The 13,142-nt window shown below is 72.5% G+C and carries 12 protein-coding genes; 8 read left to right on the forward strand and 4 right to left on the reverse strand.

Going from position 1 to position 13,142, the window contains the following annotated elements; all coding sequences use genetic code 11:
• Nucleotides 1-13: 13 nt before the first annotated feature.
• Nucleotides 14-919, reverse strand: coding sequence for a LysR family transcriptional regulator (locus ACIRD7_RS35095; RefSeq protein WP_403459877.1), 906 nt, complete (start codon nucleotides 917-919; stop codon nucleotides 14-16).
• An 85-nt stretch (nucleotides 920-1,004) separates the two neighbouring features.
• Here ACIRD7_RS35095 and ACIRD7_RS35100 point away from each other — a divergent pair, with 85 nt between their 5' ends.
• Nucleotides 1,005-1,835, forward strand: a complete 831-nt coding sequence (locus ACIRD7_RS35100; RefSeq protein ID WP_403459878.1) for an oxidoreductase — start codon at nucleotides 1,005-1,007, stop codon at nucleotides 1,833-1,835.
• A gap of 181 nt (nucleotides 1,836-2,016) precedes the next feature.
• On the forward strand, nucleotides 2,017-3,594 hold the full coding sequence (locus tag ACIRD7_RS35105; protein WP_403459879.1) for a S8 family peptidase: 1,578 nt from the start codon (nucleotides 2,017-2,019) through the stop codon (nucleotides 3,592-3,594).
• 20 nt (nucleotides 3,595-3,614) lie between these two features.
• Here the strand turns inward: ACIRD7_RS35105 and ACIRD7_RS35110 are convergent, their stop codons facing one another.
• Nucleotides 3,615-3,983, reverse strand: coding sequence for a serpin family protein (locus ACIRD7_RS35110; protein ID WP_403459880.1), 369 nt, complete (start codon nucleotides 3,981-3,983; stop codon nucleotides 3,615-3,617).
• Nucleotides 3,984-4,384: 401 nt separating this feature from the next.
• Nucleotides 4,385-4,681 carry a hypothetical protein gene (locus ACIRD7_RS35115; RefSeq protein ID WP_403459881.1) on the reverse strand — a complete coding sequence of 99 codons (297 nt, stop codon included), beginning with the start codon at nucleotides 4,679-4,681 and terminating at the stop codon, nucleotides 4,385-4,387.
• Nucleotides 4,682-4,773: 92 nt separating this feature from the next.
• Between ACIRD7_RS35115 and ACIRD7_RS35120 the strand changes: the two genes are divergently transcribed.
• The 6 genes from ACIRD7_RS35120 (at nucleotide 4,774) to ACIRD7_RS35145 (ending at nucleotide 11,443) form a co-directional block, all read left to right on the forward strand.
• Nucleotides 4,774-6,000, forward strand: a complete 1,227-nt coding sequence (locus ACIRD7_RS35120; RefSeq protein WP_403459882.1) for a DUF4190 domain-containing protein — start codon at nucleotides 4,774-4,776, stop codon at nucleotides 5,998-6,000.
• A 159-nt stretch (nucleotides 6,001-6,159) separates the two neighbouring features.
• The gene (locus ACIRD7_RS35125; protein ID WP_403459883.1) at nucleotides 6,160-6,912 is read left to right on the forward strand and encodes a GntR family transcriptional regulator; all 753 of its coding nucleotides are present in this window, start codon (nucleotides 6,160-6,162) and stop codon (nucleotides 6,910-6,912) included.
• Between the two features lie 372 nt (nucleotides 6,913-7,284).
• The gene (locus ACIRD7_RS35130; protein ID WP_328423875.1) at nucleotides 7,285-7,476 is read left to right on the forward strand and encodes an SPOR domain-containing protein; all 192 of its coding nucleotides are present in this window, start codon (nucleotides 7,285-7,287) and stop codon (nucleotides 7,474-7,476) included.
• 30 nt (nucleotides 7,477-7,506) lie between these two features.
• Complete coding sequence (locus tag ACIRD7_RS35135) at nucleotides 7,507-7,905, forward strand: (deoxy)nucleoside triphosphate pyrophosphohydrolase (RefSeq protein ID WP_403459884.1); 399 nt, start codon at nucleotides 7,507-7,509, stop codon at nucleotides 7,903-7,905.
• 146 nt (nucleotides 7,906-8,051) lie between these two features.
• Complete coding sequence (locus ACIRD7_RS35140; RefSeq protein WP_403459885.1) at nucleotides 8,052-8,492, forward strand: ATP-binding protein; 441 nt, start codon at nucleotides 8,052-8,054, stop codon at nucleotides 8,490-8,492.
• Between the two features lie 257 nt (nucleotides 8,493-8,749).
• Nucleotides 8,750-11,443, forward strand: a complete 2,694-nt coding sequence (locus ACIRD7_RS35145; protein WP_403459886.1) for a SpoIIE family protein phosphatase — start codon at nucleotides 8,750-8,752, stop codon at nucleotides 11,441-11,443.
• 32 nt (nucleotides 11,444-11,475) lie between these two features.
• On the opposite strand, the gene ACIRD7_RS35150 is transcribed toward ACIRD7_RS35145, so the two are convergent.
• Entirely contained in the window at nucleotides 11,476-13,062 is a 1,587-nt protein-coding gene (locus tag ACIRD7_RS35150) for a hypothetical protein (RefSeq protein WP_403459887.1), read from the reverse strand.
• Nucleotides 13,063-13,142: the final 80 nt, after the last annotated feature.

Raw genomic sequence — 13,142 nt, forward strand, 5'->3', positions numbered from 1 at the left:
CCCGGCCACAAACTCACCCCCGCCCCACCACCCGCCGACAAGCCTCCCCATACGCCCGCACGAGAACCCGCCCCGCGTCCTCCCGGCGCCAGGCCAGGGCATAGCGGCTCGGTGACAGCCCCCGTACCGGACGCGTCACGACCCCGCCCAGCGTGAGCAGCGGCGCGTTTCCCGTCGCGACCAGGCAGATTCCCAGCCCCGCGACCAGCGCCTCGTAGGTCTCCTCGGTGCTCGCGATCTCCGCCCCGATGCGCGGTGGATGCCCGCCGCGCTCCTCCAGGGCCAGCCAGTAGTCGCGCAACGGCCCAGCCCCGCCGGGCAGGGCCAGGAACGGCTCCTCCACCAGGTCCGTGAAGTCGATCTCGGCACGGGACGCCAGAGGGTGCGTCTCCGGGAGGGCGACCAGACGGGGCTCCTCCGCGACCACCGTCCAGCTGTACCGTTCGGCGTCCGGCAGTGGAAGCCAGACGAAGGCGACGTCGGCGTCTCCGTCCGCCAGCCCGGCCGTGGGGTCCTGCCACCCCACCTGGCGCAACCGCAGCACGGTGTCCGGATGGGCGGCGGTGAAGCGTGAGCGGATCGCGGGCAGCAGCCCACCCCGGCCGGGGCTGGTGCTCATGCCCACCACCAGCGTGCCGCGCGCCGCGGCCCGGGCGGCCTCCAGCGCCGCCGCCCCCTGAGACCAGGCGTCCAGCACCCGCCGCGCATGCGGCAGCAGCGCCGCGCCGGCTTCCGTGAGCGTCACGCCCTGCGGCTCCCGGCGGAACAGCTCCGCGCCCAGCTGCCGCTCCAGCGCCCGCACCTGTTTGCTGAGCGCGGGCTGGGACACGTACAGCCGTTCGGCCGCGCGGGTGAAGTGCAGTTCCTCGGCCACCGTCACGAAGTAGCGCAGGTCCCGAACATGAACGTCCATAGCCATAACCATCGGTTATCAGCGTGGGTCTTGGACGGGCAACCCGGTGGAGCAGCAGGCTGGTCACATCACGGCGAGACGAGGAGCTGTCATGAACAAGGTGTGGTTGATCACCGGCGCGAGCAGCGGATTCGGGCGGGCCATCGCCCAGGCGGCGCTCGCCGAGGGCGATGTGGTCGTGGGCGCGGTACGGCGGCCCGAGGGGCTGGACGATCTCGTGGCCGCGCACCCGGACCAGATGGAGGCGCTGCGGCTGGACGTGTCCGAGACGGGCGCCGCGGAGGCCGCCGTACGGGATGTGATCGCCCGGCACGGCCGGATCGACGTCCTGGTCAACAACGCGGGCCGCACCCACGTCGGCGCTTTCGAGGAGACCACCGAGCAGGAGCTGCGGGAGCTGTTCGAGGTGCATGTCTTCGGACCGGCCGCGCTCACCCGTGCCGTGCTGCCGCACATGCGGGAGCGGCGGTCCGGGGCGATCGTCCAGATGAGCAGCATGGGCGGCCAGATGTCCTTCGCGGGATTCTCGGCGTACAGCGGAACCAAGTTCGCGCTGGAGGGCCTGTCCGAGGGGCTCGCGGACGAGGTCGCCGACTTCGGCATCAAGGTGCTGATCGTGGAGCCGGGTTCCTTCCGTACCGCGCTGTTCGAGACGGGGCGCAGGGGGTCCAGCACGGACAGCGGCCTGTACCCCAAGGTGAGCCGTACCCGCGGCCTCGTCTCGGGCGGCGACGGCGCCCAGCCCGGCGACCCGGCGAAGGCGGCGGCGCTCATCCTCGCCGCACTGGCGGCCGACCCGACCCCGCTGCGGCTGCCGCTCGGCGACGACGGGGTCGACGCCGTACTCGGCCACCTCGACCAGGTGCGTGACGACGTCGCGGCCTGGGAGAAGCGCACCCGGGCGACGGCTTTCGCCGACTGACCCTCCCGCAGGGGCCCTGCATCCCGGCGCAGTTCGCCGTGCAGGGCCCTTGTGTAATTCCTGTGGAGCCCTCAATCTTTCGGCTGGCGCACAGGTGCGACACAGATTTGACATGTCCCTGTCTGATACTGCACCCATGCACCCCCCACCAGCGCACCACCGATTGAGGAGGACCCCTCAGATGGCAGTGATGCGTAACTCCCGCGGAGACGCCCGCCGAAGACTCGCCGCCCTCAGCCTGGCGGCCACCGCGGCGCTCGCCGCGAGCCTCGTCTCCGCACTCCCCGCCGCGGCCGCCCCCGAGGGCCGCATCCAGTACGCCGGCGCGGCCAACGCCGTCGCCGACAGCTACATCGTGACGCTCCGGGCCGACCACGCCCGGTCGGGCTCCAAGGCGGGGCGCGACCTCGTCGAGAAGTACGGCGCCGGCATCGAGCGGACGTACAAGAAAGCCCTGAACGGCTACGCGATCGAGGCCTCCCAGGCCGAGGCGAAGCGGCTCGCCGCCGACCCGGCGGTCGCCTCCGTCGTGCAGAACCGCACCTTCAGCGTCAACGCGACCCAGACCAACCCGCCCTCCTGGGGCCTGGACCGCATCGACCAGAAGAACCTGCCGCTGAACAGCTCCTACACCTACCCGGACTCGGCGGGGCAGGGCGTGACCGCGTACGTCATCGACACCGGCGTCCGCATCACCCACAGCGACTTCGGCGGCCGCGCCTCCTACGGCTACGACGCCATCGACAACGACAACACCGCCCAGGACGGCCACGGCCACGGCACGCACGTCGCCGGCACGGTCGCGGGCAGCGCCTACGGCGTGGCCAAGAAGGCCAAGGTCGTCGGCGTCCGCGTGCTGAACAACTCGGGCTCCGGTACGACCGCCCAGGTCGTCGCCGGTATCGACTGGGTCGCCCAGAACGCGGTCAAGCCGGCCGTCGCCAACATGTCCCTCGGCGGCGGCGCCGACACCGCCCTCGACACGGCCGTACGCAACGCCATCGCCTCCGGCGTCACCTTCGCCGTCGCGGCCGGCAACGAGACGACCGACGCCTCCACCAGGTCCCCCGCACGCGTCACCGAGGCCATCACGGTCGGCGCGACGACCTCGAGCGACGCCAAGGCGAGCTACTCCAACTACGGTTCCGTCCTCGACCTGTTCGCGCCGGGGTCGTCCATCACCTCGACCTGGAACTCCAGCGACTCCGCGACCAACACCATCTCCGGTACGTCGATGGCGAGCCCGCACGTCGCGGGCGCGGCCGCGCTCTACCTCGCCGACCACCCGACGGCCACCCCGGCCCAGGTCTCCTCGGCCCTGACGTCCGCCGCCACCACCGGCGTCGTCACCAGCCCGGGCTCCGGCTCGCCCAACCGGCTGCTGTACGTCGGCGGCGGCACGACCACCCCGCCCGGCCCGCGCTTCGAGAACACCGGTGACTACGCCATCGCCGACAACTCCACGGTCGAGTCCCCGGTGACGGTCTCCGGGGTCTCCGGCAACGCGCCCTCGGCCCTGGCCGTCGAGGTCCACATCGTGCACACGTACATCGGTGACCTCCAGGTCCAGCTGATCGCCCCGGACGGCACGGCGTACACGCTGAAGTCGTACGGCACCGGCGGCAGTTCGGACAACATCAACACCACGTACTCGGTGAACGCCTCGTCAGAGGCCGCCAACGGCACGTGGAAGCTGCGCGTGAGCGACAACGCGAACCTCGACACCGGGCGGATCGACGCCTGGGCGATGCAGTTCTGACGCCCAGTCAGTAATTCGTTTCAGTAGCCCTCCTCGTCCTCGCGGAACGGCTCCGGGTCCGTGACCCAGCCGGCCGCGAGGACGAGCCGCGTGTGGCGGTGCACGGCCAGGAAGCCGAACGGGCGGTCGAAGGTGGCCTCGACGGTGGTGTTCACCCAGCGGAGCCTCGGCACCCCCGCGCCCGCCGCGCCGAACGCCGTCACCGCGGCCGCCTCGAACCCGCGCGCGCCGAACCTCGCCATCGCGGCCTGCTCGGCCGAGTCGACGTGGAGCGGATGGCCGCTGATGCCGGGGAAGTGACCCGCGGGCCGGTCGGTCATCGCCGCCGTGAGGCCGAACACCTCGTGGTGGTCGCTCAGATCGTGGCGCGACCGCACGGCGTACGCCACGGTCGTGATGTCCAGCCTTGGCGCCTCGGGCGGAGTTGCGGACTCACGGTGACCTGGTGCCCGCGGGCCGGAATGTCCAGCTCACCCCCTCCTCACAGTGCCCGCCGAAGCTGTGCCTGGGTGGGGGTGGGTCGCGCGGCCCGGCACTGACGAAGCGCCGCTGCCCACCCGAGCCGCCCCAGCGGCACGACTGCGCACTGCTGCGCGGGGTGCCGCCCGTGCAGTGATTGCGCGTACCCCTACGGTCCTGCAGTCGCGTACGGCGGTAAGGGGACGCGTCGGGGGGTGTCCGCCCGCAGTGGCCGGCGTCAAGACGCGGTGCGGACTGTCCCGGGCCCGCCGCCGGTCCGAGGACGGACACCCCCCGGCGCGGCCCCGATCCACAACTCACCCGTAGGGCGCTACGCGTACCCCCACGCAGCCGGACAGGCCGCCGCAGGCATCACAGCGCACCCCATCGCCGCCATCGCCCCCAGCAACTCCCGCGCCGCCCCCGCCGCCTCCTCGGCCGGCAGGCCGACCGCGTCCGCCAGTTCCGCCCGTGCCGTGCCGTCCGCGCCGTCCGCCAGGAAGGCGAGCAGCGGCCACACCCCCGCCGCCGAGAAGACCGTGCCCCCGGCCCCGGCGGCTCCCCAGGCCTCCGCCCACCGGGTGGTCAGCGCGTTGACCGCCCGGATCGTCGCATTCGTAACCGGCATGACATTCCCCCTCACCTCGCGCTTACCATTCGCCCAGTCGTACGCCCGTTCCACCGCTCGGCACCGCCGCCTGAACCAGGAGCACGGTACTCGTGTCCATACCTCCGCCTCCCGGACCCCACCAGCCACAAGGGTCCCCGGAGCAGGCCCAAGGGCCGTCCGCGCAGGGCCCGTACGCGCCGCCGTCGCCCCCGCCCTACGGCTATGGCGCGCCCGGCGCCCCGGGGCCGTACGGCTACCACCCCTATGGGGCCTACGGTCCCTACGGCCGCCCGGTCCCCGTCAACGGCGTCGCCATCGGCTCCCTCGTCCTCGGCATCCTGTGCTTCGTGCCGGCCGTGGGGCTGGTGCTGGGGCTGATCGCGCTGGCGCAGATCAAGAAGAAGGGCGAGCGCGGCAAGGGCATGGCGGTGGCGGGTTCCATCCTGTCCTCCGTAGGTCTGGTGCTGTGGGCGCTGGCGCTGACCACGGGCTCCGCCTCGGACTTCTGGGACGGCTTCAAGGGCGCGGCGAGCGGCGACGGCACCGCCTACGCGCTCGCCAAGGGCGACTGCTTCGACTCACCGACCGGCAACCTGGAGGGGGACGCGTACGACATCGACGAGGTGTCCTGCTCCGGCCCGCACGACGGCGAGGTCTTCGGGGTGCACACCGTGCCGGGCGGCGACTACCCCGGCGACGACGAGGTCAGCCGGATCGCCGACGACAAGTGCTATGCCCTGCGGGACGGTTACGCCATGGACACCTGGGCCGTGCCGAACGAGGCGGACGTGTACTACTTCATCCCGTCCCGGCAGAGCTGGCGGTTCGGTGACCGCGAGATCACCTGCCTGTTCGGCAGCACCGAGGAGAACGGCAAGCTGACCGGCTCGCTGCGCAGCGACCCGACCACGCTCGACGCCGACCAGACCGTCTTCCTGACCGCGACCAACGCCGTCGACGCGGCGCTGTACGAGGAGCCCGAGGAGTACCCCGAGGAGGACCTGGCGGCCAACCGGGCGTGGGCGAAGGACGTCCGCGCCGTGCTCGACGAGCAGATCGAAACGCTGCGCGGGCACACCTGGGCGGCGGACACGAAGAAGCCGGTCGCCGGTCTGATCGAGGAGATGGAGGACGCCCGCGAGGAGTGGGCGCGGGCAGCGGCGGCCAAGGACGCGGACACGTACTACACGCACTACGACCGCGGGTACGAGTACGTGGACGGTCCCACCACCGTCACCGCGCGCGAGGCTCTGGGCCTGGACACCACCGTGCCGACGTACGAGGACGAGTCCGGCAGGGGCGAGGAGAGCGGCGAGGCGGGCGGTCTCGATGTGTGAGCCGAGGTGTGAGCGCGGCTATAGCGGGGAGAAAGTGCCTGCGTAAAGCCCCCGGCAGGCACAAGTCATCACATCGAGTGATTCTCTGGCCTTTGCTTGCACGGGACAACTCATGGTTGCCACGCTGTTGCTGTCTGTACAACCTGATGGGAGCGGCCAGTGACTTTCGGTGAGCAGCCGGCGTATCTGCGTGTCGCGGGTGATCTCCGCAAGAAGATCGTCGACGGTTCGCTGCCACCGCACACCCGCCTCCCGTCCCAGGCCAGGATCCGCGAGGAGTACGGCGTCTCGGACACCGTCGCGCTGGAGGCGCGCAAGGTGCTGATGGCCGAGGGGCTGGTCGAGGGCCGCTCCGGCTCCGGGACGTACGTCCGGGAGCGGCCCGTGCCGCGCCGGATCGCCCGCTCCGGCTTCCGCCCGCCGACCGGTGCGACACCCTTCCGTCAGGAGCAGGCCGACGGCGAGGCGCGGGGCACCTGGGAGTCCCGCAGCGCCCAGGCCGAGGCGAGCGTCGCCGTCGCCGAGCGGCTCGCGATCCGCCCCGGCGACCGGGTGATGTGCACGCGGTACCTCTTCCGGGATGCCGGCGAGGCGATGATGCTGTCCACCTCCTGGGAGCCCCTCGCCGTCACCGGCCGCACCCCCGTGATGCTGCCCGAGGAGGGCCCGCTCGGCGGCATGGGTGTCGTCGAGCGCATGGCGGCCATCGACGTCGTCGTGGACAACGTCACCGAGGAGGTGGGCGCCCGCCCCGGCCTCGCGGAGGAGTTGCTGGCGCTCGGCGGAGTCCCCGGCCATGTCGTCGTCGTCATCCAGCGCACCTACTACGCCTCCGGCCGCCCGGTGGAGACCGCGGACGTGGTGATCCCGGCGGACCGGTACCGCGTCGCCTACCACCTACCGGTGAAGTAGCGCACTCGATTGCTGAAGTAGCGCACTCGTTCGTGAGGTAGCGCACACCTTCACGGCAGTTGCCGTCGGCAGAGCCTCAACTCCCGCCCCTTCCGCCGCCGTTGCAATCTGGCCGTTCTCGCAGGTCGTCACGGGCGTGCGCGGTATGCCTGTGACCGGATGCATCAACCTCTCCGCACGGCGCATTCGAAGCCGTGCGCCCCCTACGACTTGGCTGGTTGCGTACCTCTTTGTGAAAAGCCGTATTCGCTGCGTAAAGGTTAGGCGTAGGCTCGGGCATATGCGGATTGCGGTTTCCTTAGCGGGCGGGGTACGGCGCACGCCGCGAGCAGGACTCGGGTGGCGGTGGGCGGGAAGGAGCGGTGGGGCGCGATGAACGACAGCACGATCACTCTCCCCTGGCTCGTCGTCCGGCAGGACGACAACGGCAATCGCTATCGCGTCGGCCGGTACGCGACCCGGGCGGAGGCCCAGAAGATCGCCGACAGCCTCGACAGCCGTGGACACAAGCAGCTGTACTGGGTCGAGCGCATCGCGCAGAACGGCGACAGCGCGGACCACTGACTCTTTCTGAGCTCCCGTAGGCTCCGGCGCATGACGGAACGGATCGTGGTCGGTGCCGCGTTGCTGGACGGGGGCCGCCTTCTCGCCGCGCGGCGCAGCGCGCCCGAGGAGCTGGCCGGGCGCTGGGAGTTGCCCGGAGGCAAGGTCGAGCCCGGCGAGGCACCCGAGGCCGCGCTCGTGCGCGAGCTGCGGGAGGAACTCGGCGTGGACGCCGAGGTGATCGAGCGCGTGCCGGGCACCTGGCCGCTGAAACCCCCTTACGTCCTGTGGGTGTGGACGGCCCGCCTCCTGCCCGGCACGGGCGAGCCCAAGCCCATCGAGGACCATGACGCGCTGCGCTGGCTGGGCCCCGGGGAGCTGTGGGACGTGGACTGGCTGGACCAGGACGTCCCGGCGGTCCGGGAGGTGGCGGCGCGCCTTCGATCCTGAGCGGGTGCACCGGCGCCCGGAACTTCCCGGATTCCCACCCTGTCGCACACCTTTCGCACGGTACCGGCCCCTGAATATCGGGTATGTGCTCATTAACCCTGCGAAACCGGACATGAGCGAACCCGTTGGCCTGGGAAGTGATCGGCGTGATCGACACCGAAGGCGACCGCGTCGAGTGGAGCTTTCCCGCTGAGGCGGGTGCCGTGCGCGCGGCCCGTGCCGCCGTTCGGACCCGGCTGTGCGACTGGGGCCTGGACAGCCTCGCCGACATCGCGGCGCTGCTGGTCAGCGAGCTGGTCACCAACTCCCTGCGGCACGCCACCGGCCCGATCGGCGTCCGTCTGGTCCGCCCGGCCCACCTCGGTGACGTCCTCCTGGTCGAGGTCTCCGACCCGCTCCCGGACCCGCCGCGCGAACGCGTCGCCCATCTCGAGGACGAGAGCGGCCGCGGACTTCAGCTCGTGGCCCACTCGTCCCGGCGCTGGGGAACCAGACCCGGCCGGAACACGGGCAAGACCGTCTGGTTCGAGCTCGTGGTGCCGGAGGACCCGGGCCGGCTCCCCGGGCCCTGTACAACCCGTCAGTAGGCGTCCAGGCAGGTGTACGCCGGTCCTCGTGCTGTCGAACGAATGGTTCAGGCCAGTGGCAGTTGGCGAACAGCGTGATTCGACTGCGTGTCCGCTGGTTAGAAGTCTGGAAGTGTTTCTGCGGCCGGGACCGAAAACCATCGGGAACGTGCTGTGATCGTGAACACCGTGTTGTGCGGGGCCGTAGTGCTGGATACTGCGGGCAGCCGCCGCCGGTGACCGGTGCCGGGCGCGGTGAGCTGGAGGGGACGGTTCGCGTGAGCGAGATACCAGCGAAGGCCACGGAGTCCGAGGACCCGTCGGACGGCGCGAGGACGAGGGCCGCCGGCGAGCGGTCCCGGTCCACCGATACACAGGCCTCGCAAGCCTCACAGAGCACACAGGCCTCAGCCACCACCGCTCACGACCCCGCGTTCCCCCTCGACGAGCTCCGCCCCGGCGACCCCGTGTGGCAGAGCAGCCCGCCCGGCTCGATCTACGACTACATCAAGGTCGCGTCCTTCTCCATCGGTCCCGACGGCCTGGTCGACCAGTGGAGCCTGCGCGCCGAGCAGGTCTTCGGCATCCCGGCGGAGCGCGCCGTCGGCATGGACCCCATCGAGGCGTTCGTCGACCCGGACCTGCGCGAGCAGGGCCAGCGCAAGATGGCCGAGATCCTGGACGGACGGGAGTGGACCGGCGTGGTCCCCTTCCGGATGCCGGACGACGCCGACGGCCGCCGCGGCCAGGACGGTCTCGCCGAGGTGTACGTGATGCCGACGCGGAGCGAGGGCGGCGAGAAGGCCGCCGTGTGCATCGTCGTGGACGTGCGCACCCTGCGCCGGATGGAGACCGACCTCGCGGCCTCGCAGGCGATATTCGGTCAATCTCCGTTCGGCTTCCTACTGATCGACCCCGATCTGCGGGTGCGCCGGGCCAACCAGCGGTTCGCCTCCCTGTTCGGCGGCAAGCCCGACGACCACCGCGGCAAGGGCGTCCACGACTATCTGTCGCGCCCCGAGGCCGACCGCGTCGCGTCCATCCTGCGCCGCGTCCTGGAGAGCGGCGACTCCATCACGGACATGCATGTCACCGGCTTTCTGCCGGGCTCCGACGAGCGCCGCCACTGGTCCGTCAACCTCTACCGGGTGCACAGCGGCAGCGGCCGCCCCATCGGCATCGCCTGGCTCGGAATCGACATCACCGCCCGCCGTGCCGCCGCGCGCGAGGCCGCCGCCGCGCGCCGCAACCTCGCCCTGCTGAACGAGGCCGGAGCCCGCATAGGGAACTCCCTCGACCTGGAGACGACGGCCCGCGAACTCCTCGACGTGGTGGTGCCCGGCTTCTGCGACCTGGCCACCGTCGACCTCTACCAGGGGCTGCTGGCCGGCGACGAGACCCCGCCCGGCCTCGCCGACGGCAGTGCCGAGCTGCGCCGGGTCGCCTTCGCCAGCGCCGTCTCCGACGCGCCCTTCGTGGGCGGCGGTGTGCCCGTCGCGGTCGGCGCCGTGCACCATTACCCCTTCAACTCGCCCTGCGCCGACGCCCTGCGCACCGCCCGGCCGCAGCACGTGCCCGGCGAGGAGGGCGGCCTCGTGCAGTCCACGCTCGCGGTGCCGATGGTCGCCCACGACACGGTCGTAGGACTGGCGCAGTTCGCGCGGACCAAGGGCAGTGAGCCGTTCGGCGAGCGGGACCGGGATCTGGCGGTCGAACTCGCCGCGCGCGCCGCGGTCTGCATCGACAACGCCCGTCTGTACCGCCGCGAGCACGAGCGCGCGCTGATACTGCAACGGTCGCTGCTCCCGCCCGGGGACCCGGTCGCGTCCGGCCTGGACATCGCGTGCCGCTATCTGCCGGGCGACTCCTCCGCCGACCGGCCCAGCGAGGTCGGCGGCGACTGGTTCGACGTCATCGAACTGCCCGGCCACCGCACGGCGTTGGTCGTGGGCGACGTGATGGGCCGGGGGCTGCGTGCCGCCGTCGCGATGGGCGAACTGCGCTCCGCCGTACGCACGTTGGCACTGCTGGACCTCGAACCGGCCGAGGTCCTCTCGGCGCTGGACGAGATCGCGCGCGGCCTCGGCGCCCCCGGCGGGGTCCAGCAGGCCACCCGCGCGGCCCGCCGCCCACGGGAGGCGGACCTGTCCGAGGTGTACCTGGCGACCTGCGTGTACGCCGTCTACGACTCGGTCACCCGCCGCTGCACCTTCGCCAACGCCGGGCATCTGCCCCCGGTTCTGGTCGAGCCGGGGGAGTCGGCGCTGATGCTCGACGTGCCGCCCGGGATGCCGCTGGGCGTGGGCGGGGAGCCGTTCGAGGAGGTGGAGGTCGAGCTGCCGGAGGGTGCTCTGCTGGCGCTCTACACGGATGGACTGGTGGAGTCCCGCGACCATCCGCTGGACGAGGGCCTGCAGGCGTTCGTCGGCGCGCTCACCGACCCCTCCCGCCCCCTGGAGGACGTCTGCGACCACGTCCTCAACACCCTCGACACCCACCACGGCGAGGACGACATCGCGCTGCTGATGGCCCGCGTCCAGGGCCTGCCCACCGACTCGGTCGGCGACTGGACGCTGCCGCGCGAGCCGCGCAGCGTGGGCCGGGCCCGTGAGTACGCCCGCGGCCAGCTGCTGTCCTGGGACCTCGAACCCCTGGTCGACACGACGGAACTCCTCGTCAGCGAACTGGTCACCAACGCCCTGCGCTACGGCGAGGGCGACATCAGGCTCCGCCTCCTGCTGGACCGCACGCTCGTCTGCGAGGTCTGGGACTCGGGCCTCGTCCAGCCCCGCCGGCGCCGTGCCCGGGACACGGACGAAGGCGGCCGGGGCCTTCAGCTGGTCGGCCTCCTGAGCGCCGCGTGGGGCTCGCGCCGGACACCCCGTGGCAAGACGGTCTGGTTCGAACTGCCCCTCCCGGACGGCGAGAACGGGCTGACGGATCCGGCGGAGGCGTTGCTGAGCCTGTTCTGAGCGGGTGGGTGCCGAGCCGGTGCCGAGCGTGCTCAGGTGCCGGCCGGGCCGCCCCGCCGCAGCCGGCTGTGCGGTCCGCCGAACGCGGCCGCTGCGCCGTCCAGCAGGACGCCGCCGACGATCGCCCCGGCGAGACCGTCGATGTCGGCGGCGGGGCCCTCGGAGGGGTGGCCGTACACCCGGATGTCCTGTTCGGCCAGCTCACCGGCCTGCTGGGCGAGCGCGTCGGCCGTGACGAGGTCGGCGAGCTCCGCACGCGGCCCGCGCCCGGTCGGCCCGGGCACCGGGGGCGCCAGCAGCCGCCGTGCCTCCGCCAGCCGGGTGCGCGCCTCGCCGCCCACGGCCGCACGGTGCGTCGCGACCACGTCGTCCGCGTCGGCGACGGCGCCGCGCGCGCAGACCAGTGCGGCAGCCGGAATCACCCAGGCCCGCCCCGCCGCGACGGGCGCGACGCCCCGGACGATCCTCCGCAACACGTCGAGGGGGTCGTACGGCCGCCCCGACGTCAGCTCCTCGCGTACGCCGGCCAGGACGAGGTCGGCATGGACGACCCGGGCCCGCAGCTCGCCAGGAGGGACGTCGTCGTACAGCTCACTCGCCGCGACGGCCGACGTCGCCACCCCCACCCGCGCCCCCGCGATCTCCGCCTCACCCCCGGTCAACGCGGCCGGCACCATCTCCGCGGCCGTCGCCAAGTCCGCGGCGAGGCGTTCGACGCCGCCGACGAACGCGGTGGCCTGGGCGATGGCGCCCTCGGCGGCGCGCAGGTGGGTCGCGGCGCCGCCGTTGTCGCCGGAGTCGGCGCACTGGCGGGCGTGGTTGAGGTGGGTCGTGGCGAACACCAGGCGGTCCTTGGCCTGCTCGACGTGCCCTGCGACGCCGGCGGTCGCGGCCGGCCCGTACCGCTCAGCGCACGCGCGCAGCACCGCGGCGGCGATCGCGGCCCGCCCGGTCAGCTCCCGGAACCGTGCCTCGGCGACGGCCAGCCCGTGTCCCAGTCCGCCCCCGAGCCCCTCCTCCAGGCCCCGTACCTGATCGAACGCGGCGGCCCGCGCATCCAGCAGCCGCCCCGCCTCCTCGCACCGCCCGACGATCCCGGCCAGTGCGTGCCGCCGAGCCGCGGCCTCCTGCGGAACCCCACCCTCGTACTGCCACCGCATCCGGAACGCCACCGCCAACTCGGCCTCCGCGTCCCGCAGAACCCCCGCGAACGGCTCGACGTGCTCGGCGTCCCCCACCCCGAACCGCCCCGCGACGAACCCCAGCTCCTCGCCGCTGACCCGCACCCAGTCGTCGGCCGCGACCAGCGCGGTCCGCGCCCGCTCGTCGAGCTCCCCGACGGGCGGCTCGGCGGCCTGAACCGGCGCCCCGCCCGGAGTCGTACGCCCCCGTGCCCGCCTCCTGCGCCGCACGAACCCGTACCCCGCGAGCACCCCCGCCGCGACGACGGCCGCTCCCGGCATCACGAAGTCGACGACCCAGCTCCCCTCCTCGTCCCCCTGGGCCTCCGCCCCGGCGACGGGCCGGTCCGCCCCGCCCGAGACCGCGCCCCCACCACTGAGCGTCACCCCGACCAGCCACACCACCCCGACCAGCCCGCCCACCACCGCATGCGCCACCCGCACCGATATGTGCGAGCGCCCACGCCGCGATCGGCGCCGGATCGAGGATGACGTCACATTTCGGAGCGTATGGTCAG

This window comes from Streptomyces sp. NPDC093568 (assembly GCF_044764945.1).
In the GTDB taxonomy this organism is placed as follows: Bacteria; Actinomycetota; Actinomycetes; order Streptomycetales; family Streptomycetaceae; genus Streptomyces.

Excerpts from the sequence above, each read along its gene's own strand:
- ACIRD7_RS35095 (WP_403459877.1), bottom strand. The coding sequence starts at position 919 with ATGGCTATGGACGTTCATGTTCGGGACCTGCGCTACTTCGTGACGGTG.
- ACIRD7_RS35100 (WP_403459878.1), top strand. The coding sequence starts at position 1,005 with ATGAACAAGGTGTGGTTGATCACCGGCGCGAGCAGCGGATTCGGGCGG.
- ACIRD7_RS35105 (WP_403459879.1), top strand. The coding sequence starts at position 2,017 with ATGGCAGTGATGCGTAACTCCCGCGGAGACGCCCGCCGAAGACTCGCC.
- ACIRD7_RS35115 (WP_403459881.1), bottom strand. The coding sequence starts at position 4,681 with ATGCCGGTTACGAATGCGACGATCCGGGCGGTCAACGCGCTGACCACC.
- ACIRD7_RS35130 (WP_328423875.1), top strand. The coding sequence starts at position 7,285 with ATGAACGACAGCACGATCACTCTCCCCTGGCTCGTCGTCCGGCAGGAC.
- ACIRD7_RS35135 (WP_403459884.1), top strand. The coding sequence starts at position 7,507 with ATGACGGAACGGATCGTGGTCGGTGCCGCGTTGCTGGACGGGGGCCGC.